The following is a 20,419-nucleotide window of genomic DNA, read 5'->3' as shown; positions in this document are numbered from 1 at the left end:
CGATGTGCTTGCATCGATCCTGCGGAACTCGTGTAAGCAGCCGGCGGCGTGCGTGCGCGCAGAATGAGCGAGGCCAGGTGGTCTCGATCAGCGCGTGGTTGATCTGGCTGTTGTGTCTGCGGCCAGTCTGTGTCGGTGAAACGACATGCATCCGGGATCAGAAAAAAATCCGGTGACGCTGGACAACAGAGCGCGGATGCACGTCCGACACACTCTGTACTGCGCGAGGTCAGCAACAGCCCGCAGGCGGAGCCGTCCTGCCGCTACATCACACCCGGCAACACCGTCTGCAATGCCGCGTTCTCGGCATCGCATGCTGGCGATGCCTCGGCGGTGGCAGGTTGCTTCGCACGTGCCTTGTCGATCTCGCGGCGCGCAGCGGCTAGATCCTTTTGGAACTCGGGGTTGTCGTGCAGGGCGGCGACGGTGGCGGCGCCCATGATGCGGCCCTGCAGGACATCGCTCTGCCAGTGCACGTTGCAGACCAGGCGGCTATCGCCGAAGGCGCGGCCGCGGGCGAGCAGGGCGTCGCGCTGGGCGGGTGCCAGCTCGGCCAGGATCAGGCCCCAGCTCCAGCCGATCGCGGTGTGGCCGGAGGGGTAGGAGCCGTTCTTGCGCAGCGCCGCGTCGTCGTCGGGCGTGCACATCGGCTGGTCGTTGCGCATGAACGGGCGTGGCCGCTGGTAACGGGCCTTGGCTGCGCTGGTGCTGGTGCTGGCGTCGCGCATGCTGCTTTCGAGCAGGCGCAGCAGGTGCGGGGTGTGCGCCTGGTCGATCTGGATGCCGAGCGCGCAACTGAAGTGATTGGCGGCCGCCGGGAAACTCAGCGCAGCATCCTGTGTGGCCAGGTCCCAGCGCGGTGTGCCGCGCAGGGCGAGCATGGATGTGGCGATGGCCTGATCGTTGGCGAGCGCGGCGCTGCCGTCCTGCGGCGGCGGCGGTACCAGGCGTAGGCTGTCGGGCACCTGTGCTTTTTCCAGGTAGCCATGTGCATCGGTGGCGATCACCGAGCCCGTCGGGGCCACCTTGTCGCGCGCGCTTGCACTGCCGCATCCCACTGCCAACACCGCGATGGCGACGCTGGTCAGCGTCCGGGAACAAGCGCGAGCAATGCGATCGGACATGCAGCAACCCTCAGACAACACGGATGGATGAGGGCGCAGATTACGACGCGCAGATGACATCTGCATGCCAGCGCAACGCAGTTGCGGCGCGGAATGCGCAGCAGCTGTCGCAGCACTGTCATGTCCCGGTCGCATCGACGCAAGACAGCTGTCGCACGCTTGCCGTCATCTTTTGACTCGTTCCCCCTGCCGCTCATGCCCAAGACCCATCTGTTAAGTGCCGCCGTCCTTACCGCGCTCGTGCTGTCGCCGACTGCCCACGCCGCCGATCCCGAGGTGACTGCCGACACCGGCACGACCGCGCAGCAACTCGACGCGGTCTCGGTGATCGGCCAGGGCGAAACGCGTCAGGTGCAGCGCATCACCCAGCAGGACATTCCGGTGTTGCCGCCGGGCACCAGCATCCAGAAGCTGCTCAACCGCATGCCGGGCGTCAACGTGCAATCCAACGATGCCTTCGGTGCCAACGAGGAGTCGCAGACGATCAGCCTGCGCGGCTTCAACGGCACGCGCCTGGGTTATACGCTCGACGGCCTGCCGCTGGGAGACAACGCCTACGGCAACTACAACGGCCTCAACATCAGCCGCGCCCTGATTGCGGAAAACTTCGGCGGCGTGGAGCTGGCCTCGGGTATCGGCGCACTGGGCACCGCGTCCACCAGCAACCTGGGCGGCACCATCCAGTACTACTCGGCCGATCCGTCCAGCGTGTTCGGCGGGCAGCTGTCGCAGACGGTGGGCTCCGATGCCAACCGCCGCACCTTCCTGCGCGTGGACACCGGCGACTACAACGGGTTTTCGGCGTATCTGTCCGGCATCAATGCCGAAGCCGACATGTGGGCGCGCCCGGAGTCGCCGACCACCACGCGGCAGTTCAATGCCAAGGGCGTGTACCAGTTCGACGGCGGCAAGCTGACCGCGTTCGCCGACACCTCGCGGACCTCGCAGGCCGATTATTCGTATCTGTCCAAGAGCGGCATGGCGCGTGGCCTGGGCTGGGACTGGAACCTGTACGCACCGGACTGGAACCGGGCGTTGGCCGCGGCGTACTGCGCACCGGCCACGCGCAATGCGGCGCGCTGCGGTTTCAGCGGCGGCGTGGACAACATCGACGATGCGTACTACCAGAGCCGCGCGTTGCGCGACGACGATCTGTTTTATGTGGCCGGCGACTTCCAGCCCAACGATGCCATCAGCTTGCACACCCAGGTCTACCACCACGAAAACAAGGGTCAGGGCCACTGGTGGTCGCCGGGCCAGGCGTCCAACCCGGGCACGCCGCAGGCATTGCCGATCTCCATCCGCAGCACCAATTACTGGATCAACCGCACCGGCGGCATCGCCTCGCTCGGCTGGAACCTGGGCCCGCATCACCTCGAAGCCGGGCTCTGGTACGAGCGCAATCACCACGATGTGGAGCGCAATTTCTACTGGATCGACGGGCCGGTCAGCGATGACAAGTTTCTGCAGGATCCCGACCGCCGGCTGTTCTCGCAGAACTACATCATCACCACGCGGCAGTTCTATGTGCAGGGCAACTTCAAGTTCCTCGACGAGCGCCTGAGCGTGGATCTGGGCATCAAGAGCCCGAGCACCGAAATGACCGCGCGCGAAACGCCGGGGCTGGCGGTGGAAGCGCCGGTGGCGACGGGCTCGATCAAGGCCAGCGAGTCGGTGCTGCCGCAGGTCGGTCTGGGCTATCGCATCGCAGACGGGCAGGAAGTGTTCGCCTCGTACGCGGAAAACATCGCCGCGTTCCAGGGCGGTGGCGCCGGTGGTCCGTTGCTGGTGACGCAGGCCTCCTTCGATGCCAGTGTCGGCGCACTGGAGCCGGAGAAGTCGCGCACCGTGGAAGCCGGTTACCGCTTCGTGCGTGACCGCTTCGAAGCCTCGCTGGTGGGTTACGACGTGACCTTCGACAACCGCCTGCTCTCGCTCAATCCCTGCGCCAGCATCCAGCAGGGCACCACGCCGGCCTGCACCACGCGCTTCTTCAACGTGGGCTCGGTGAGCAGCCGCGGCGGCGAACTGACCGTGATCTGGAAGCCGACCAGCTACCTGCAGTGGTACAACTCGGCCTCGATCAACCGCTCGACCTACGACGACAACTACGTGCAGAACGGGGTGATCATTCCGACTGCCGGCAAGACCACGGTGGATACGCCCAAGCGCATGTTTGCCAGCGAAATCGCCTTCAACTACGCCAACTGGAACGTCAACCTGCGCGGCAAGTACACCGGCCAGCGCTACTACACCTACACCAACGACCAGGGCTTCGGCGGTTACACCTCGTTCGATGCGGGCGCCGGGTACGACTTCGGCCAGGCCGGCGTGCTGCAGGGGCTCAAGCTCTCGCTCAACGTGACCAACCTCACCGACAAGCGCTATGCGTCCAACCTCACCGCGTTCGCCAACAGCGACCCGAATGGCCGTCAGCTGGCATTCCATGCCAGTGCGCCGCGGCAGGTGTTTTTGACCTTGGATGCGAAGTTCTGAGTTAGGGATTGGGGAGTCGGGATTGGGGATTGGTAACAGCGGGTCTTGTGGCTGCTGACTGATTTCCGGTGGCGATCGACGTGAATGGTTTTAGAGTGGCTGGCAAGACTTAGGGAGTGGTTGTCAGGCTAGTGCGGACGATGCGGAGAAAGCGGGATGTACACGTCGTACATCCCGCACCAATCATCGGCCGCGCTCGTCTGGCGGTTGCACCGTGGTGTTGATGGCTGCTTTTTTGTTGGAGAAAGGCATGATGCAGTTCCACCGTGCGTTGGTGTTGGGGGCGATGATGGTCGGCATGAGCGGGCCCGCGTTGGCAGAGGCGCCGTTGGCGAAGACGGTACAGATCTTTGCGCACCGTGGCGCCAGCGCGTTGCGCCCGGAACACACCCTGGCCTCGTATGCCAAGGCGATTGTCGATGGCGCCGATTTTGTCGAGCCGGACCTGGTGTCCACCAAGGATGGCGTGCTGGTGGCGCGTCATGAGAACGAGATCGGCGGCACCACCGATGTGGCCAGCCACCCGGAGTTCGCCGCGCGCAAGACCCGCAAGACCATCGATGGCCAGGCGATGGAAGGCTGGTTCACCGAAGACTTCACTCTTGCCGAATTGAAGACCTTGCGTGCGCGCGAGCGGTTGCCGCAGTTGCGCGGCACGCGTTGGGATGGGCAGTTTCAGATCGTCACCTTCGACGAGATCATCGATTTTGTCGCAGCCGAATCAGCAGCGACCGGGCGCACGATCGGGCTGATTCCTGAGATCAAGCACCCGAGCTATTTCAATGGGCTGAATCTGGCGATGGAAGACAAGGTGCTGGCGAGCCTGCGTGCGCATGCCTACACGCAGACGGCGCCGGTGGTGATCCAGTCGTTCGAGACCGGCAACCTGCGTTACTTGCGCGGCAAGATCGGGCGCAGCAGCAATATCCGCTTGCTGCAGTTGCTGGGCGGCGCGCAGATGGCGCTGCCCGATGCGGGCGTGGGCAACGCGCCGCGCACCTACGGGCAGATGATCACGCCCGAGGGGCTGAAGCAGGTCGCCAGCTATGCCGATGCGATCGGCCCGGACATCCGCAGCATCATTCCACTGGATGCGCAGCAACGCCTGGGCACGCCGACCAGCTTGGTGCACGACGCGCACGCGGCAGGATTGCAGGTACAGCCGTATACCTTCCGCCCGGAGAATTATTTCCTGGCCGCCAACAACCGCAGCAGTGGTGCGGTGACCGAGCGCAACGAGGCCGGTGCATTGGCCGAGTTGAAGGCGTATCTGGATGCGGGTATCGATGCGTTCTTTGCGGATGATCCCGGCTTGGCGCGGCGTGCGTTGAGCGAGCGTGCAACGCGTTAAACGTTGGACGCATCTGCGGTCTGTAGGAGCGCGCTGGCGCGCGATGAAGCGTTCCCGATAACGCTCCATCGCGCGCAAGCGCGCTCCTACGTCCCAGGTGGCCGTTCGCGTGGCGGGAAGTGCAGCACCACGTTCTGCGAGCCGTCTTCCTGGCGCTGCCACAGCACTGGCACCTGGCGTGGCGGCGGCGGTTCCAGCACGTCGCGTTCGGTGTTGCTGATCTCCCAGGCGGCGTCTTCGTCCTCGTCTTCCCAGCTGTAGCGCGGTCTGGCCTGTTGCGGGTCGCGCAGGCGCAGCAGCAGCGCGGCGATCAGGCCGGCCACCGCGCCGCCAAGATGCGATTGCCAGGACACGCCGGCCTCGTGCGGCAGGATGGTCAGCACCATGCCGCCGTAGAACAGGAAGGCGATCATGCTGGTGGCAATCGCCGGGCGGTCGCGGCGCAGCAGGCCCAGCACGAACACCAGGAACATCAGCCCGTGGGTCACGCCGCTGGCGCCCAGATGCCGGCTGCCGGGCTCGCCCAGCAACCACGCGCCCAGCCCCGAGCCCAGCCACAGCAACGGCAGCGCCAGGGCGGTGGCGCGCGGATACACGCTGCCGGCCAGTGTGCCCAGGATCAACAAGGCGGCGGCGTTGGCGCCCAGATGCGCCAGCGAGCCGTGCAGCAGCGGCGCGGTGAGGATGCCGAGCAGGCCGTCGGCCTGCAGCGGTGCCACCGCCCAGGCGCGCCAGTCGAACATGCCCTGGGCGGTGAACACCGCCACCAGCAGCAGCACGGCGGCCAGGCTGAAGTTGAAGGCACGCAAGACCCGGGAACGATCCAGGCGATCTTGCGAGGTGGCGTCGGCGGCAACAGGATGCGGTGTCATGCCTTCACGGATGGCGTCGCGCGGATGTTTTACAAGCCTGTCCGGCGCGGGATAAGCAGGCCCGACGACGGGATAATCCAGCTCCGCCACCGGAGATTCGCGCAGCGGCTCGCGTGGCATCACGCAGGTGGCCGAAGCGCGACACCCATTGGCTGCAGGGTCCTTGCCTGCCCACCCTCGCGGGACACGCCGCAAGTACGTCCCTGTAGGCGCTTATGCGGCATCCATGCCGCGTAAGGTCCCGCGACGGTGAGCAGGCAAGGACTCGTCGAATTGGTCGGTGCGCTTGGATGCGAGCAGCGCACGCGGCGCTGCCGTTCCCGATTCCCTAATCCCGATTCCCGACTCCCAGCCCCTCAGTGCCGAGCCGGCTTTGGCGGCCGCAGCAGGCTCAGCACGATGGTGAAGACCAGGATCACGATCACCACCGCCAGCGAGACCAGCACCGGGATCTTGTACAGATCGATGATCATCATCTTGGTGCCGATGAACACCAGGATCACCGCCAGGCCGTACGGCAGCAGGTGGAAGCGGTCGGCCATGCCGGCCAGCAGGAAGAACATCGCACGCAGGCCCAGCACCGCGAACACGTTGGAGGTCAGCACGATGAACGGGTCGGTGGTGATCGCAAAGATCGCCGGGATGCTGTCCACCGCGAAGATCACATCGATCACCGCAATCAGGATCAGCACCACGAACAGCGGGGTGAACCAGCGCTTGCCGTCCTTGATCACGCTCAGCGCATGGCCGTGGTATTGCGGGCTCAGGCGCAGATGGCCGCGCATCCAGCGCAGCACCGGGTTGGCTTCCAGGTCCGGCTCCTTGCCGGCGGAGAACCACATCTTGATGCCGGTCAGCAGCAGGAAGGCGCCGAACACGTACAGCAGCCAATGGAACTTGGTCAGCAGCACCGAACCGGCGAAGATCATGATCGCGCGCAGCACGATCGCACCCAGCACGCCGATGATCAGCACGCGCTGGCGCTGCTCCTCGGGCACGCCGAAGTAGGTCATCACCATCAGGAACACGAAGATGTTGTCGACCGCCAGCGATTTCTCGACCAAATAGCCGGTCAGGAACTCCAGCCCGATGCGGTCGGCCGCCGCATCGCCCATGCTGCCCTGCAGGTACCACCACAGGCCGGCGTTGAAGGCCAGCGCCAGCAGCACCCAGCCGATGCTCCACCAGGTGGCTTCCTTGAAGGTGACCTTGTGGGCACCGCCGTGGCGCATCAGCACCAGATCGACCAACAGCGCCACGATCACCACGATCGCGAAGCCGCCCCATAACCAGACATTGCCAATGGTTTGCATAAAAGAATCCCGAAAGTGAAACGACCTGGACAGCCGGTGGGCTGAGGCCTTGTGACACGGAAATCGTGGATTCCGGGTGACGGACCTTCGCCTGCGCGGCGAAGGTCTCGCTCACAACCGGCCGGGCCGGTTGCCGTTGCACCGGAGCGCCTGATGGCAGGGCTCGTCATGACGGCGACAACGCTGGGAGCTACTCCCCTTCTGCAGCCGATTCTGCGTGCCCGGGGCAGGCACGTCAATCCAGCCGGATACAATGGGCGGATGAATACTCCTGTCCCCGTCGTCCGACTCAAGAATGCGTGGCGCTCCAGCCACCCGTGGATCTTCCAGAAGCTGGTGGAAAAGCCCGCCGCCAAGCCCAAACCCGGCACCATCGTCGATGTGGTCGGCGTGGACGGGGAGTGGGTCGGCCGCGGCTTCTACAACGGCCACTCGCGCATCGCCGTGCGCATCCTGGAGACCGACCAGGCGGTGCCGGTGGATGCGGGCTGGTTCTCGCGCAAGATCGCCGCGGCAGTGAGCCTGCGCCGCGACTGGCTCAAGCTCGACGCGGTGTCCGATGCCTGGCGCGTGGTGCACAGCGAAGGCGACGGCCTGTCCGGCCTGGTGGTGGACCGTTATGGCGACCTGGTGGTGGTGGAGTTCTTCGCCGCCGGCATGTTCCGCCACCGCGAATGGATCTACGAGGCGCTGCGCGAGCAGTTCCCGGGCTGCCGCTTCCACAGCTTTGCCGACGAACACGTGCAGAAGCAGGAAAGCTTCGATTTCCACGGCAACACCACCACCGAAGCGTCGGTGATCACCGAGTACGGCATCAAGTTCCGCGCCGACCCGGCCGGTGCGCACAAGACCGGCTTCTTCGCCGACCAGCGCGAGAACCGCCAGTGGCTGAGCGGGCAGGTCGAAGGCAAGAGCGTGCTGGACCTGTGCTGCAACACCGGCGGCTTTGCGGTGTATGCGGCTGCGCGCGGCGCGTCCGAGGTGCTGGGCGTGGACATCGACGAGGACGTGATCGCCATCGCCAAGGGCAACGCCAAGCTCAACAACGTGCGGCCGAAGTTCGTGCAGGCCGACATCTTCCCCTGGCTGCGCGATGCCTCCAACCGCGGCGAGCAGTTCGATGTGGTGATCCTGGACCCGGCCAAGATGACCCGCGACCGCGAGCAGGTGATTCCGGCGCTGAAGAAGTACTTGGACATGAACAAGCTGGCGCTGGGCGTGGTCAAGCCCGGTGGCCTGTTCGCCACCTTCTCGTGCACCGGGCTGGTGGCCGAACAGGAATTCCTGGACATGCTGCGGCGCGCCTCGTATTTCTCCGGGCGCACCATCCAGATCCTGAAGGTCGCCGGTGCCGGTCCGGACCACCCGTTCATGGCGCACGTGCAGGAATCGCGCTATCTGAAGGCTGTTTTCTGCCGCGTGATCTAGCGCAGCGATCAACCCCTGGAGCGGCCAGTCGATGACAGCGGACGATGAGGAACGCAAGGCGCTGAGCCGGTTGCTGCGCGAGATCGAGCGGCCCCATGCCAGTCTGCTGGCCAGCAACTGGCCGGTGTTCGGCGTGTGGCTGCTGTTCGCCGGCGCCTTCATGTACCTGTTCCAGACCGGCAACGGCTCGCCGTTGCATCCGTTGCTGCTGGCGCTGGGCTCGACCTGCCTGGGCGTGCTCGGTGCCTGGATCGTGCTGCGCTCGGTGTGGGCGCGGCAGTGGCTGCACGTGCGCGAGCACGTCGATGTCGAGAGCGTGCGCGCGCGCTTGGCCGAACTGGGCGATTGAACACGACGCGCAATACCACTGCGCGCCAATCGGGCGCGTGCGATGGATTGCGCGCAGGCCAGATCAAATCGCTTGCATGCTGAGCGCTGTGAGCAGCCCACTGCGAACATCCGATCGCTTCTGCCAGCCGCGCGACATACCGCGTGTCGCAGGCCATATGCGGCCTGCGCGTATCGGTCACATCAGGCGATGACCCGCGGTGGGCTGCAGCTGCAGCAGCAACCGATCATCAGCCCAACGGCCGCCCGGTGATCTCCGGCACGGCCTGGCGCAGGTCGGCACCGAACTCGAAATTACGCATCGCCGCGCCATCGGCGTAGCCGTGGAACATGCCTTGGGTAGGCGTGGTGCCTTTGCGCAATTCGATATCGTCACGCACCTGCGTGGTGCCGGCAATGTTGACTGCAACGAATGCGCCCGGCCGCCTCATGAAGACGGTACTGGCCTGCGCATCGGCGCCGATCGTCGCGCCCGGATGCCACACGGTCAGACCGCCAGGTACCGCATTGCCCTGCACGGTGCCGCCCATCGCCGTGGCGTGGCCATTCGCATGGCAGCGCGCCCTGGTGCGTGGCGCGCCTGCATAACCCAAAGCAGTCAGGTCATTGCCAACGGCCATTTCGTTGGCCGCATCTGAGCGGACATTGTCGATGTCTGCCGCGATCTGCGCGGCGGCGGTCACCAGGCTGGACACACCCGCATCGATCGCGATCGATGCTTCCACGCAGCGAGGACGCCACCGCCATGTCCGATGTGTCCACGTCCGCGCTGTCTAGCGCCAAACCGGTTCTGCTGTTGCTGGAGCACGACTTCGAAGATCCCAAGCACGCCGGCCGACGCTTTTTCTGTCGCCATGGCTGGTTGCTGGAAGCTGCGTTGCCGGGCATCGACGGAGTGCGCGACCGGCTGGAGGTGCGCCGGATCGGCTTCCCGCGGCCGCGTCGCGGTGTGATCGGCCTGGTCGGCGAAAGCGACCGATCGCTGCCCACGCTGGTGACCTGCAGCGCGCGCTGCGCGGGTAGTGCCATCGCAGCGAACCACCCGTCAGAGGGCATGGCGGAGTTGCGGCGCTGACGCATCGTGCCTTTGAAGAGCAGGTCATTCGCTCGAATCCCCCGGAGAACGCAATGACTTCCTCACCTCGACGTGCGGGCACGTCAGCGGCCGCGTCCTAGATGCCGGCCATCGATTCCCAACGCGCCGCCTGGCTGGCGACGCAGGTCCTGCCGCACGAGCCGGCGCTGCGGCGCTGGCTGCGCAAGCACGCCCCCGGCAACGTCGATTGCGACGATGTCATCCAGGAGACCTACGCCATCCTCGCCGGGTTGGGCGAGGTGGGCCATATCGCCAACCCGCGCGCCTATCTGTTCACCGCGGCGCAGTCGGTGCTGCTGCAGCAGGTGCGGCGCGCCAGAATTGTTTCGATCGAAAGCGTGGCGGAAATCGAGCGCCTGGACATCACACAGGACGAGCGTTCACCCGAGCGCCACGCCATTGCCGGTCAGGAGCTGCGCCGCATCGGCGAAGCGCTGGCGGCACTGCCGGACAAATGCCGCCAGGTGTTTCTGCTGCGCAAGGTCGATGGCCTGTCGCAGCGCGAGATCGCCGCGCGGCTCGGAATCAGCGAGAACACCGTGGAAAAACACATCGTGAAGGGATTGCGGCTGCTGATGGCGCGGATGGGCCGCACCCCCGCACCCGCACCGACTGCCGGCCAGGCCGCGCCGGCCACGCGCCTGGCCGATCCGCAGCGCGGCAGCTGAGCATGCGCAGCATCGACGACATTGCCGCTGCCTGGGTGGGCCGCGAGGACGGCGACCGGCTCACGCCGGCCGAGCGCATGCAGCGCGACCGCTGGCTGGCCGAAGACGTGCGCCATCGCGGTGCCTATGCACGTGCGCACGCGGTGCACCTGCATTTCGATCGCGCGCGTGCGTTGGGGCAGGGCTTTGGCGCGGAAGCGACGCGTTCACGGCGCACGCATCGACGCGGCAGGTGGCTGGCCGCACTGGCCGCCTGTGTGGTCGCTGCGGCCACCGGCATGCTGGCATTGCAGCAGGCCGTGCCCGACCACGGCGCGCCCGGCAGCGGCCATCACCTCACCCGCATCGGCGAGGTATTGCGCCTGCCGTTGGCAGACGGCTCGGCGGTGACGCTGAACTCCGGCTCGGAGGTGGTGGTGGAGTTCAGCGCCGCCCGTCGTCAGGTCCAGTTGCTGCGCGGCGAGGCCTTGTTCGACGTGGCCAAGGACCGCCATCGCCCGTTCGTGGTGATGGCGGCCGGCGCGGAAGTGCGCGCGGTCGGCACCAGTTTCAGCGTGCGCCGGCGGCAGGACGATGCCGTCAAGGTCGTCGTGCGCGAAGGCACCGTCGACGTGGAAGCCGACCAGCGCGCACCGCAGCGGGTGACAGCCAACATGCTGGCCATGGTCAGCCCGACGCGGGCGGTGCAGGTACAGCCGCTGCCAGCACGGCGCGTGCAGCAGTTACTGGTCTGGCGCGAGGGCATGATCGCCTTCGACGGCGACACCTTGGCGCAGGCCGCTGCCGAATTCGCCCGCTACAACGACATGCGCATCCTGATCGACGACCCCGCGGTGGCGCGGCGCACCGTGGTCGGCCTGTACTCGGCCAACGATCCGGAAGGCTTTGCACGCTCCGTTGCGCTGAGCATGGGCCTGCAGATCGAACACACCCGTGGCGGCATCCACCTGCGTGGCGCACTCGCGCAGTGAGGTGCAGTGCTGCACGTCACCACCAGCGATGTAGATGGCGGAAAAGCAATGGCCACGCATCCAACAGACAGGGGGCCACACAGCAACGGTGACAACGACCGGACAGCGGCGCACGCGCGCCAGCGGAGAGCAGTGATGCAGGCAGCAAGCAGGCGTTTGAGCAAGGCCATCGGCACCGCCGTGGCGATGATGGCAGCGGGACATGCGGTGGCCGCGTCAGCGCAGGGGCGCACCTTCTCGCTCCCCGAGAGCAATGCGGTGGTGGCGTTGCCGGAGTTTGCGCGGCAGGCCGGGGTGCAGATCGTGGCACCGGGCGAATACCTGCAGCAGGTACGCACGCCGGCCGTGCAGGGCACGCTGGAATCGCGCGTGGCATTGCGGCAGTTGCTGGCCGGCACCGGATTGAGCGTGGTCGAAGACGATGGCGAACGCATCACGCTGGCCTCGGCGCAGCCGCTGACGGCCGCGCTCCACGGCCATCCGGGGACGGGGTATGCGCAGGTGGACGCATCCGCAACCACGCCACCAGCGTCATCGCCACCCGCAGATGCCGCCGTCGGCAATCTGGATGCGGTGGTGGTCACCGGCGCGCGCGGCGTGCAGCGCACCGTCACCGAAAGTCCCACCCCGATTGATGTGATCGGCGCGGCGGAACTGGAAAAGACCGGTCGCCCGGGCCTGCTGGCGGCGCTCAACGATCTGGTGCCGTCGTTCAATGCGCCGGCCAAATCCGGCAACGGCACCTCGTATGTGATCGCCACCGGCGGGCTGCGCGGGCTCAATCCGGATCACACCCTGGTGCTGGTCAACGGCAAGCGCCGCCATCGCACCGCCAGCATCAACATCGCCGGCATCGTCGGGCGCGGCTCGGTGCCGGTGGACATGAGCCTGATTCCGGTCTCGGCGGTGGACCACATCGAGGTGCTGCGCGATGGCGCGGCCGCGCAATATGGTTCGGATGCGATCGCCGGCGTCATCAACATCCTTCTCAAATCCGATGCCGAGGGCGGCAAGGCCGACATCCTGTGGGGCCAGAACATCGACCGCGCCGATGGCGACAGCAGCAGCGCCAGCATCGGCAAGGGCCTGGCACTGGGTAGCGCCGGCTTCGTCTATCTGGCCGCAGACGCCAGGTATCAGCAGACCTCCAATCGCGCGGTGCCGGTGGCCGACGATTACCGGCTGTACTACCCGGTCAACGGCCAGCCGGACCCGCGCGAGGCCACCGCCGACCGCCTGATCACACGCAACTTCGGCCAGCCCTGGCAGAAGGGCGCCAACCTGTCCTACAACGCCGAACTCGGCCTGGGCGGCGACCTGCGTGGCTATTCCTACGCGACCTACAGCCGCCGCCTGAGCGATCTGGAATGGTCGTTCCGCAATCCCAACGCCAACAACACGCTGCAGGAGATTTACCCGGACGGGTACAGCCCGCGCCTGCGCATCGACGAGACCGATTACGAGTTCACTGCCGGCATCAAGGGCCTGTGGGGTGAGTGGGACTGGGACCTGGCCACCAGCTACGGCCGCAACGCCTCCGAACGCGACGGCCTGCACACGCTCAACGCCAGCCTGGGGCCGACCAGCCCCACCGCGTTCTATCTGGGCCAGCTGACTTCCACCGACTGGACCACCAGCCTGGACATCACCCGCGGCCTGCAACTGGCCGAGCGCCCGCTGCAGGTGTCGCTGGGCGTGCAATACCGCTACGAGAAATACCAGATCCAGGCCGGCGAGCAGGCGGCGTATGCGGCCGGTGACTACGTGTTCCCGGCGAGCCATCCACGTGCCGGCCAAGCTCCGCCGCCCGGCGCACAGGGCGCGATCACCTTCCAGCCCGATGAGGCCGGCAGCCTGTATCGCAACAGCGGCGCGGCCTATGTCGACCTGACCTGGGACGTGGCCGACAGCGTGTCGCTGGGCCTGGCCGGGCGCTACGAGCGCTTCGACGATTCGGCCGGCGACACCGCGGTGGGCAAGTTCACCGCGCGCTGGGCCATCACCCCCACCTTCGCGCTGCGTGGCGCGGCCAGCACCGGCTTCCGCGCGCCCGCGTTGGCGCAGGCCTTGTACGCGGCCACCAACAGCAGCTGGCGCACGCTGGACAACGGCGATCGCGAACTGTTCCTGGCCAAGACGCTGCCGGTGGATTCCCCCGCCGCGCTGGCACTGGGCGCCGAACCGCTGAAGCCGGAGGAATCCACCAACGCCAGCATCGGCTTCACCTACAACCCCACGCGCGCGCTCAGCCTCACCGTGGATGCCTACCGCATCGATCTGGACGACCGCATCGGCATGACCGGCTACATCACCGGTGCGGCGATCACCGACCTGCTCACCCGCGCCGGCGTGTCCGGGGTCGACAGCGCGCAGTACTTCACCAACGCCATCGATACCCGCACCGAAGGCGTGGACGTGGTGGCGACCTGGCGCATGGAGGCCGGCGACTGGGGCCGGGTCAACTGGAACCTGGGCTACAACTACAACACTACCGAGATCACCCGCATCGCCGACAACCCGGCCGCACTGGACTCGCTGGGCGCCGGCTACGAACTGTTTGACCGTGCCTCGCGCGGCTATCTGTCGCGCACCCCGCGCAGCAAGGTGTTGCTGGGCGGCAACTGGGTGATCGGCGACTTCGCGCTCAACGTGCGCGTCAACCGCTTCGGCAGTTTCGATGTGCTGGAAAACAATCCGGCCAACGACGAACACGTGCCGGCCAAATGGATCACCGATCTGGAAGCGTCCTACGCACTGTCCGGACACATCACCTGGACGCTGGGCGCCAACAACCTGTTCAACCAATACCCGAAGAACATCGGCGCGGTCGCCAGCACCGGCAGCGGTTTCTACGTCACCAGCGTGCCGTACGGCTTCACCGGCGGGTCCTATTACACCAAGTTGACCTACACCTTTTGAGGAGTGATCCAGTGCCGCGACTTTCTTCGATGCGGGCGCATGCGCGCAGCGCTTCCCTCTGCGCAGGGCTGTTGATCGCATTGTTCTGCGCCCCGCAGGCGGCGCTTGCCGGCACCGGCAAGGACAGTGGCGAAATCCTGTGGGACCGCTACGGCGTGCCGCATATCTATGCCAGGACCGAAGCCGGCACCTTCTACGGCTTCGGCTGGGCGCAGACCCACAGCCACGGCAATCTGTTGCTGCATCTCTATGGCGAAGCACGCGGCCGCGCCGCCGAATACTGGGGCGAGAAGTACGCCGAACAGGATCGCTGGCTGACCAGTAACGATGTCTACCCACGCGCGCAGCAGTGGTACCGACAACAGACCCCCGGCTTTCGGGCCGACCTGGATGCTTTCGCGCAAGGCATCAACGACTACGCAGCCGCACACCCGCAGGCCCTGGACGCAGAGGTCAAGGTGGTGCTGCCGATCACCGGCGTGGACGTGGTGGCGCACGCGCACCGGTTGATGAATTACGTCTACATCGCCTCGCCGGCCAAGGTGCTGGGCGAGCCACCCAAGGACGGCCAGGCGCGCGATGGCTCCAACGCCTGGGCGCTGATGCCGAGCAAGACCCGCGACGGCCACGCCATGCTGCTGGCCAATCCGCATCTGCCCTGGGGCAGCGGCTTTTTCACCTATTACGAAGCGCATCTCAACGGACCGGGCGTGGATCTGTATGGCGCCACCCAGGTGGGCCTGCCGATCCTGCGTTTCGGCTTCAACAAGCAACTGGGTTTCACCAATACGGTGAACACGCTGCTGGGCCAGACCACCTACAAACTCACGCTGTCGGGCGAGGGCTATCTGCTGGACGGCAAAGTGCTGCCGTTCAAGCGGGAAACCAAAACGCTGAAGATCCGCCAGGCCGATGGCGCGCTGAAAGAACAGACCTTGCAGGTGCGGCAGTCGGTGCACGGCCCGGTGTTCCAGCGTTACGACGGCAGCACCGTGGCGCTGCGTGTGGCCGGCCTGGATCGGCCCGACATGCTCAAGCAGTACTGGGACATGGGCAAGGCGCAGGACTTTGCGCAGTTCCAGCGCGCGCTCAAGCAACTGCAGGTGCCGATGTTCAACATCGTCTACGCCGACAACGCCGGCAACGTGCTGTTCCTGGACAACGGCATCCTGCCCAAACATGCGCAGGGCGATCTGACGTACTGGAGCGGGCTGGTGCCGGGCGATACCGCGTCCACGCTATGGCGCGATGTGCACAGCTACGACGAGCTGCCCAAGGTGATCAACCCGGCCGGCGGTTTCGTGCAGAACACCAACGACCCGCCGTGGCTGGCCAGTTGGCCGCGCGTGCTTGACCCAAAAAAATTCCCGGCCTATGTCGCACCGACGGGGCCGATGTCGCTGCGCGCGCAGAACTCGGTCAAGATGCTGGCCGAGCACGACAGCATCGACTTCGACCAGCTGGTGGCGCTTAAGCGCACCGCGCAGGCGCTGGCGGCCGATCGCACGTTGCCGCAGCTGTACGCTGCCGCCGCAGACAGCACCGATCCGGACATCGTCGCTGCGGTCAAGGTGCTCAAGGCCTGGGACCGCCACTTCGAAGCCGACAGCCGCGGCGCGTTGCTGTTCGAGGAATGGGCGCGCTTGTTCACCGGCGATGCGCGTTACCTCTCGCAGGCCGGCTATGCCACGCCGTGGTCGCTGGATGCTCCGCTGACCACGCCCAGCGGCCTGAAGGACCCGGCACTAGCGCTGCGTCAGCTCAAGCAGGCCGTTGCCAGCACCAGGCAGGCCTATGGCGCCATCGACCGCCCGTACGGCGAGGTGTCGCGCTTCCACCTGGGCGATGTCGATGTGCCCGGCCGCGGCGGTTTCGGCAATCTGGGCGCGTTCGACGTAATCACCTGGAACCCGCCCAATGCCGATGGCCAACGCCTGCCGCAGCACGGCGAAACCTGGGTCTCGCTGGTGGAATTTTCCACGCCGATCAAGGCCAAGGGCCTGATGAGTTACGGCAATGCCAGCCAGCCTGGCTCGGCGCATATCAACGACCAGCTGCAGCTGCTGTCCAGGGGCGAGTTCCGCACCTTGTGGACCACCCGCGAGCAGGTCGAACAGCACCTGGAATCACGCACCGACTTCTGACGACTACTCCCGACGATCGCCCCAGCTTGAAGCAGCTACCCGATAGCACCGCCCGACATCCCAGCATCCAAGGACACAGACCATGCGCACCTTTCCGACCGCCGCCTTGTTCGCCATCGTGGCGTTGACCGCCACGTTCACCGCGTCTGCGGCCGATCCGCACGACGGTGCCTGGACCCTGGTGGAATCCAAATCCAACTGGAGCGACGGCAAGTTTCCCAAGGGCATGCGGCTGACCATCAATGTGCAGTTCTCCGACAACCGCATCGAATACCACTCCATCAACACCACCCGGCCGCAGACCCCGTACAAGGTCGATTACGTCACCACGCTGGATGGCAAGCCCAGCCCGCTCAACGAGCAGGCGCGCTTCAACCAGATCGCGGTGAGCAAGACCGGCGCCGACACCTACCAGATCCTCAAGATGAAGGACGACGACGTGATCGTCGGCGAGTTCTGGTCGTTTTCCGCAGACGGCAAGACGCTGATCCGCAATGGCGTGGGCAAGTCGCCGGAAGGCAAATCCAAGGCCTACCACGAGTTCTTCGAACGCAAGTGAGCACTGGCGCGTGGTCGCGGGCAGCAATGTCTGCGACCACGCGCCACGACAGCCAATGATCGTGCAGCGGCTGAGGCAAGCGCGGCTATGATCGATGCATCCCCCATCTTCTGCGAGCTGCCATGACCCTGCATCGCCTGTGCACCGCCATTTTCCTGAGTCTGGCCGTGGTCGCACCCGGCCACGCGCTGGAGTTTTCCAAGGCCGAGCTGGCGCGCGCCACGGCGCTGCAACAGCGCCTGGTCACGCTGGATTCGCATCTGGACACGCCGGCCAATCTGGAGCGCCCCGACTTCGACGTGTTGCAGGCGCATGCCGGCAACCGGCTGTCGCAGGTGGACTACCCGCGCATGGTCGAAGGCGCGCTGGATGGCGGCTTCTGGGCGGTCTACACCGGGCAGGGCAATCGCAGTGCGGCCGCGCACCTGGACGATCGCGATGCCGGTCTGCAGCGGTTGTTGAAGATCCACACGCTGCTGGCCGCGCAACCACAGCGCTTCGCCTTCGCCACCACGCCCGCCGATGCCGCGCGCATCAAGGCCGATCGCAAGCGCGTGGTGTACATCAGCATGGAAAACGCCAGCCCGCTGGTGGCCGACCCCACGCTGCTGCGCTTCTATTACGCGCAGGGCCTGCGCCTGATGAGCACCGTGCATTTTCTCAACAACGAGTTCGCCGACTCGGCCACCGACCCCAAGGGGCCGGAGTGGAAGGGCCTGAGCCCGGCCGGCAGGCACCTGGTGCAGCAGGCACAGGCGCTGGGCATCGTGATCGACCAATCGCATGCCTCCGATGCGGTGTTCGACCAGTTGATCGCACTGTCGCCGGTGCCGATCGTGCTCTCGCACAGCGGCGCACGTGCGGTGTTTAACCATCCGCGCAATATCGACGACGCGCGGCTGAAGGTGCTGGCCGAGCACGGCGGGGTGATCCAGGTGAATTCCTACGGCGGCTATCTGGTCGACAGCGGCGCCAGCCCCGAGCGCAAGGCCGCCGAGAAGGCGCTGACCGAGCAATACGGCGGCTGGGAGCACATCAAGATCGCCGACGGCACGGCCCTGAGCGCCGCGCTCAAGGAGCTGGATGCGCGCTACCCGATCAAGCGCGCCACCGAGGAGGACTTCTTCGCCCATCTGGAGCATGTGCTCAAGGTGGTCGGGCCCGAGCACGTGGGCATCGGCATGGACTGGGACGGCGGCGGTGGCGTGGTCGGCCTGGAGGACGTCTCCGACCTGCCGCGCATCACCGCCTGGCTGTTGCGCAAGGGCTACACCGAGCAGCAGATCGCCGGCATCTGGGGCGGCAACCTGCTGCGGGTGATGGGGCAGGCGCAGGCGTATGCGGTGGGGAATCGGGAGTCGGGAGTGGGGAATCGGTAGAGCGCGGGAGTTGGGATTGGGGATTCGGGATTCGCAAGGCCGAGGCGGTCTGTCGTGCGGGGCTGGGTGCTGCGTCGGGCTTGGTGGTGGGGCGCCGGCTTGGTTGTTGGTGCAGGGCTGGGGTAAGGCGCGTCGGCGCTAGTTGTCAGCCAGGTGGTTGGGGGCGGGTCGCCGTCGCAGCATCGGGCGGCCAGCCCTGCACCAACAGCATCGTTGCTGTTGCGTTCCGAGCCCGGCACACGCCGGGAGCGGTTGTGGCTGATTTGGGCATTTGCACAAAAACCAGCGTGTGCCCGCCCGCAGACAGGCAGCAGGCTGACGATGCTTCCGGGAAAAAGCTCCAACTAGAATGCGCCGACCCCTGTGTGGTGCCGGTGCCAGCACTGCGCTCCGGTGGGCCCACCGACTGCTGGAGCGTGCGATGACCCAAGCCACCCGGCCTCTGCCGCCCCCCGACGGCATGGCCCCGACCTACCGCAAGATCCTGTGGCGGCTGATCCCGTTCCTGTTCGTCTGCTACCTGTTCAACTACCTGGACCGGGTCAACGTGGGCTTCGCCAAGCTGCAGATGCTCGGCGATCTGGGCATGAGCGAGACCGTGTACGGGCTGGGTGCGGGCATCTTCTTCATCGGTTACCTGGCCTGCGGGGTGCCGAGCAATCTGATCCTGCAGCGCATCGGTGCGCGCCGCTGGGTGGCGATCATGATGGTCAGCTGGGGCCTGCTGTCGACCTGCCTGATGTTCGTGCGTACGCCGGCCGGCTTCTACACCTTGCGCCTGCTCACCGGCGCGGCCGAGGCCGGCTTCTTCCCCGGCATCGTGCTGTACCTGACGCGCTGGTTCCCGCGCGCCCAGCACGGCCGGGTCATGACCGTCTTCATGTCGGCCATCCCGATCTCCGGCGTGCTGGGCGGGCCGCTGTCGGGCTGGATCCTCGGCCATTTCTCGGCCGGGCAGGGCGGGCTGGCCGGCTGGCAATGGATGTTCCTGCTGCAGGGCCTGCCGACCGTGCTGCTGGGCACCGGGGTATGGTTCCTGCTCAGCGATGGCGTGCAGCAGGCGACCTGGCTGGACCCGCAGCAGAAGCAGGCACTGACCCGCGCGCTGGCCGCCGACGAAGCCGGCAAGCCGGCCGGCGCCTCCAGCTCGCTGGGCGCGGTGCTGCGCAACCCGGCGGTGTGGATGCTGGGCACGGTGTACTTCTGCATCCAGAGCGGGGTGTATGCGATCAACTTCTGGCTGCCCTCGATCATCCAGGGCAGCGGCGTCACCGACCCGACCCGGATCGGCCTGATGAGCGCCATCCCGTATCTGGCCGCGGCGGTGTTCATGCTGCTGATGGGGCGCTCGGCCGACCGCCGCCGCGAGCGCCGCTGGCATCTGGTACTCCCGTTGCTGATGGGGGCGGCCGGGCTGTGCATCGCCGCCAGCGTCACCGACAACCTGGCTCTGGCCCTGTTTGGCATGACCCTGGCCACGATGGGCGCGGTCAGTGGCTTGCCGCTGTTCTGGCCGCTGACCAATGGCTTTCTCACCGCCGCCGCCGCGGCCGGCGGGCTGGCGCTGATCAACTCCACTGGCCAGGTCGCCGGCTTCGTCAGCCCGTACCTGGTGGGCTGGATCAAGGACGCCACCCACAGCACCGAGCTGGCGCTGTACGTGCTGGCCGGGGCCATGCTGCTGGGCGCCGTGCTGGTGCTGCGGGTGCCGGCACGCGCGGTGAACCAGTGATGCGTCCGTCCCAGCGAGT

General features: G+C 66.4%; 16 protein-coding genes and 1 other RNA gene. 12 read left to right on the top strand and 5 right to left on the bottom strand.

Translation table 11 applies throughout. The annotated features are described in order from the left end of the window. Window positions 1-263: 263 nt before the first annotated feature. Complete coding sequence (locus ABQY64_RS20865; RefSeq protein ID WP_349779583.1) at window positions 264-1,124, bottom strand: phosphatase PAP2 family protein; 861 nt, start codon at window positions 1,122-1,124, stop codon at window positions 264-266. A gap of 195 nt (window positions 1,125-1,319) precedes the next feature. On the opposite strand from ABQY64_RS20865, the gene ABQY64_RS20860 reads away from it, so the two are divergent. Further along, window positions 1,320-3,620 (top strand): TonB-dependent receptor domain-containing protein, encoded by a 2,301-nt coding sequence (locus tag ABQY64_RS20860; protein WP_349779582.1) that lies wholly within the window; start codon window positions 1,320-1,322, stop codon window positions 3,618-3,620. A gap of 97 nt (window positions 3,621-3,717) precedes the next feature. Here ABQY64_RS20860 and ABQY64_RS20855 read toward each other — a convergent pair. After that, window positions 3,718-3,793: non-coding RNA, sX9 sRNA (locus tag ABQY64_RS20855), on the bottom strand. A gap of 77 nt (window positions 3,794-3,870) precedes the next feature. Between ABQY64_RS20855 and ABQY64_RS20850 the strand changes: the two genes are divergently transcribed. Further along, complete coding sequence (locus ABQY64_RS20850; RefSeq protein ID WP_349779581.1) at window positions 3,871-4,971, top strand: glycerophosphodiester phosphodiesterase; 1,101 nt, start codon at window positions 3,871-3,873, stop codon at window positions 4,969-4,971. A gap of 86 nt (window positions 4,972-5,057) precedes the next feature. On the opposite strand, the gene ABQY64_RS20845 is transcribed toward ABQY64_RS20850, so the two are convergent. Together ABQY64_RS20845 and ABQY64_RS20840 are read right to left on the bottom strand one after the other, a co-directional pair. Then, complete coding sequence (locus tag ABQY64_RS20845) at window positions 5,058-5,843, bottom strand: rhomboid family intramembrane serine protease (protein ID WP_047129934.1); 786 nt, start codon at window positions 5,841-5,843, stop codon at window positions 5,058-5,060. 356 nt (window positions 5,844-6,199) lie between these two features. After that, entirely contained in the window at window positions 6,200-7,156 is a 957-nt protein-coding gene (locus ABQY64_RS20840) for a TerC family protein (protein ID WP_016901852.1), read from the bottom strand. Between the two features lie 261 nt (window positions 7,157-7,417). On the opposite strand from ABQY64_RS20840, the gene ABQY64_RS20835 reads away from it, so the two are divergent. Both ABQY64_RS20835 and ABQY64_RS20830 read left to right on the top strand, forming a co-directional pair. Next, the gene (locus tag ABQY64_RS20835; RefSeq protein ID WP_104646547.1) at window positions 7,418-8,584 is read left to right on the top strand and encodes a class I SAM-dependent rRNA methyltransferase; all 1,167 of its coding nucleotides are present in this window, start codon (window positions 7,418-7,420) and stop codon (window positions 8,582-8,584) included. A 31-nt stretch (window positions 8,585-8,615) separates the two neighbouring features. Continuing rightward, window positions 8,616-8,933: a hypothetical protein gene (locus ABQY64_RS20830; protein WP_039518152.1), complete on the top strand. Its 318-nt coding sequence runs from the start codon at window positions 8,616-8,618 to the stop codon at window positions 8,931-8,933. Between the two features lie 229 nt (window positions 8,934-9,162). On the opposite strand, the gene ABQY64_RS20825 is transcribed toward ABQY64_RS20830, so the two are convergent. Next, window positions 9,163-9,657, bottom strand: coding sequence for a hypothetical protein (locus ABQY64_RS20825; RefSeq protein WP_349779580.1), 495 nt, complete (start codon window positions 9,655-9,657; stop codon window positions 9,163-9,165). Between the two features lie 20 nt (window positions 9,658-9,677). Here ABQY64_RS20825 and ABQY64_RS20820 point away from each other — a divergent pair, with 20 nt between their 5' ends. The 8 genes from ABQY64_RS20820 to ABQY64_RS20785 all read left to right on the top strand — a co-directional run bounded on the left by ABQY64_RS20820 (window position 9,678) and on the right by ABQY64_RS20785 (window position 20,400). Continuing rightward, a complete protein-coding gene (locus tag ABQY64_RS20820; RefSeq protein ID WP_228608145.1) occupies window positions 9,678-10,007 on the top strand; it encodes a DUF3088 family protein in 330 nt (109 codons plus the stop codon). Between the two features lie 101 nt (window positions 10,008-10,108). Then, window positions 10,109-10,696: an RNA polymerase sigma factor gene (locus ABQY64_RS20815; protein ID WP_039529506.1), complete on the top strand. Its 588-nt coding sequence runs from the start codon at window positions 10,109-10,111 to the stop codon at window positions 10,694-10,696. A 2-nt stretch (window positions 10,697-10,698) separates the two neighbouring features. Continuing rightward, window positions 10,699-11,667: a FecR domain-containing protein gene (locus ABQY64_RS20810; protein ID WP_102257251.1), complete on the top strand. Its 969-nt coding sequence runs from the start codon at window positions 10,699-10,701 to the stop codon at window positions 11,665-11,667. Window positions 11,668-11,823: 156 nt separating this feature from the next. Next, on the top strand, window positions 11,824-14,586 hold the full coding sequence (locus tag ABQY64_RS20805) for a TonB-dependent receptor (RefSeq protein ID WP_349779579.1): 2,763 nt from the start codon (window positions 11,824-11,826) through the stop codon (window positions 14,584-14,586). An 11-nt stretch (window positions 14,587-14,597) separates the two neighbouring features. After that, entirely contained in the window at window positions 14,598-16,730 is a 2,133-nt protein-coding gene (locus ABQY64_RS20800) for an acylase (RefSeq protein ID WP_228608140.1), read from the top strand. Window positions 16,731-16,812: 82 nt separating this feature from the next. Beyond that, a complete protein-coding gene (locus tag ABQY64_RS20795) occupies window positions 16,813-17,289 on the top strand; it encodes a hypothetical protein (protein WP_349779578.1) in 477 nt (158 codons plus the stop codon). A 122-nt stretch (window positions 17,290-17,411) separates the two neighbouring features. Further along, window positions 17,412-18,668, top strand: coding sequence for a dipeptidase (locus ABQY64_RS20790; protein ID WP_349779577.1), 1,257 nt, complete (start codon window positions 17,412-17,414; stop codon window positions 18,666-18,668). Window positions 18,669-19,089: 421 nt separating this feature from the next. Continuing rightward, window positions 19,090-20,400 (top strand): MFS transporter, encoded by a 1,311-nt coding sequence (locus ABQY64_RS20785; RefSeq protein WP_349779576.1) that lies wholly within the window; start codon window positions 19,090-19,092, stop codon window positions 20,398-20,400. The last annotated feature ends 19 nt before the right edge of the window (window positions 20,401-20,419 follow it).

This window comes from Xanthomonas sp. WHRI 7065 (genome assembly GCF_040203115.2).
GTDB lineage: Bacteria > Pseudomonadota > Gammaproteobacteria > Xanthomonadales > Xanthomonadaceae > Xanthomonas > Xanthomonas arboricola.
This window is presented reverse-complemented; position numbering and strand designations above follow the sequence as displayed.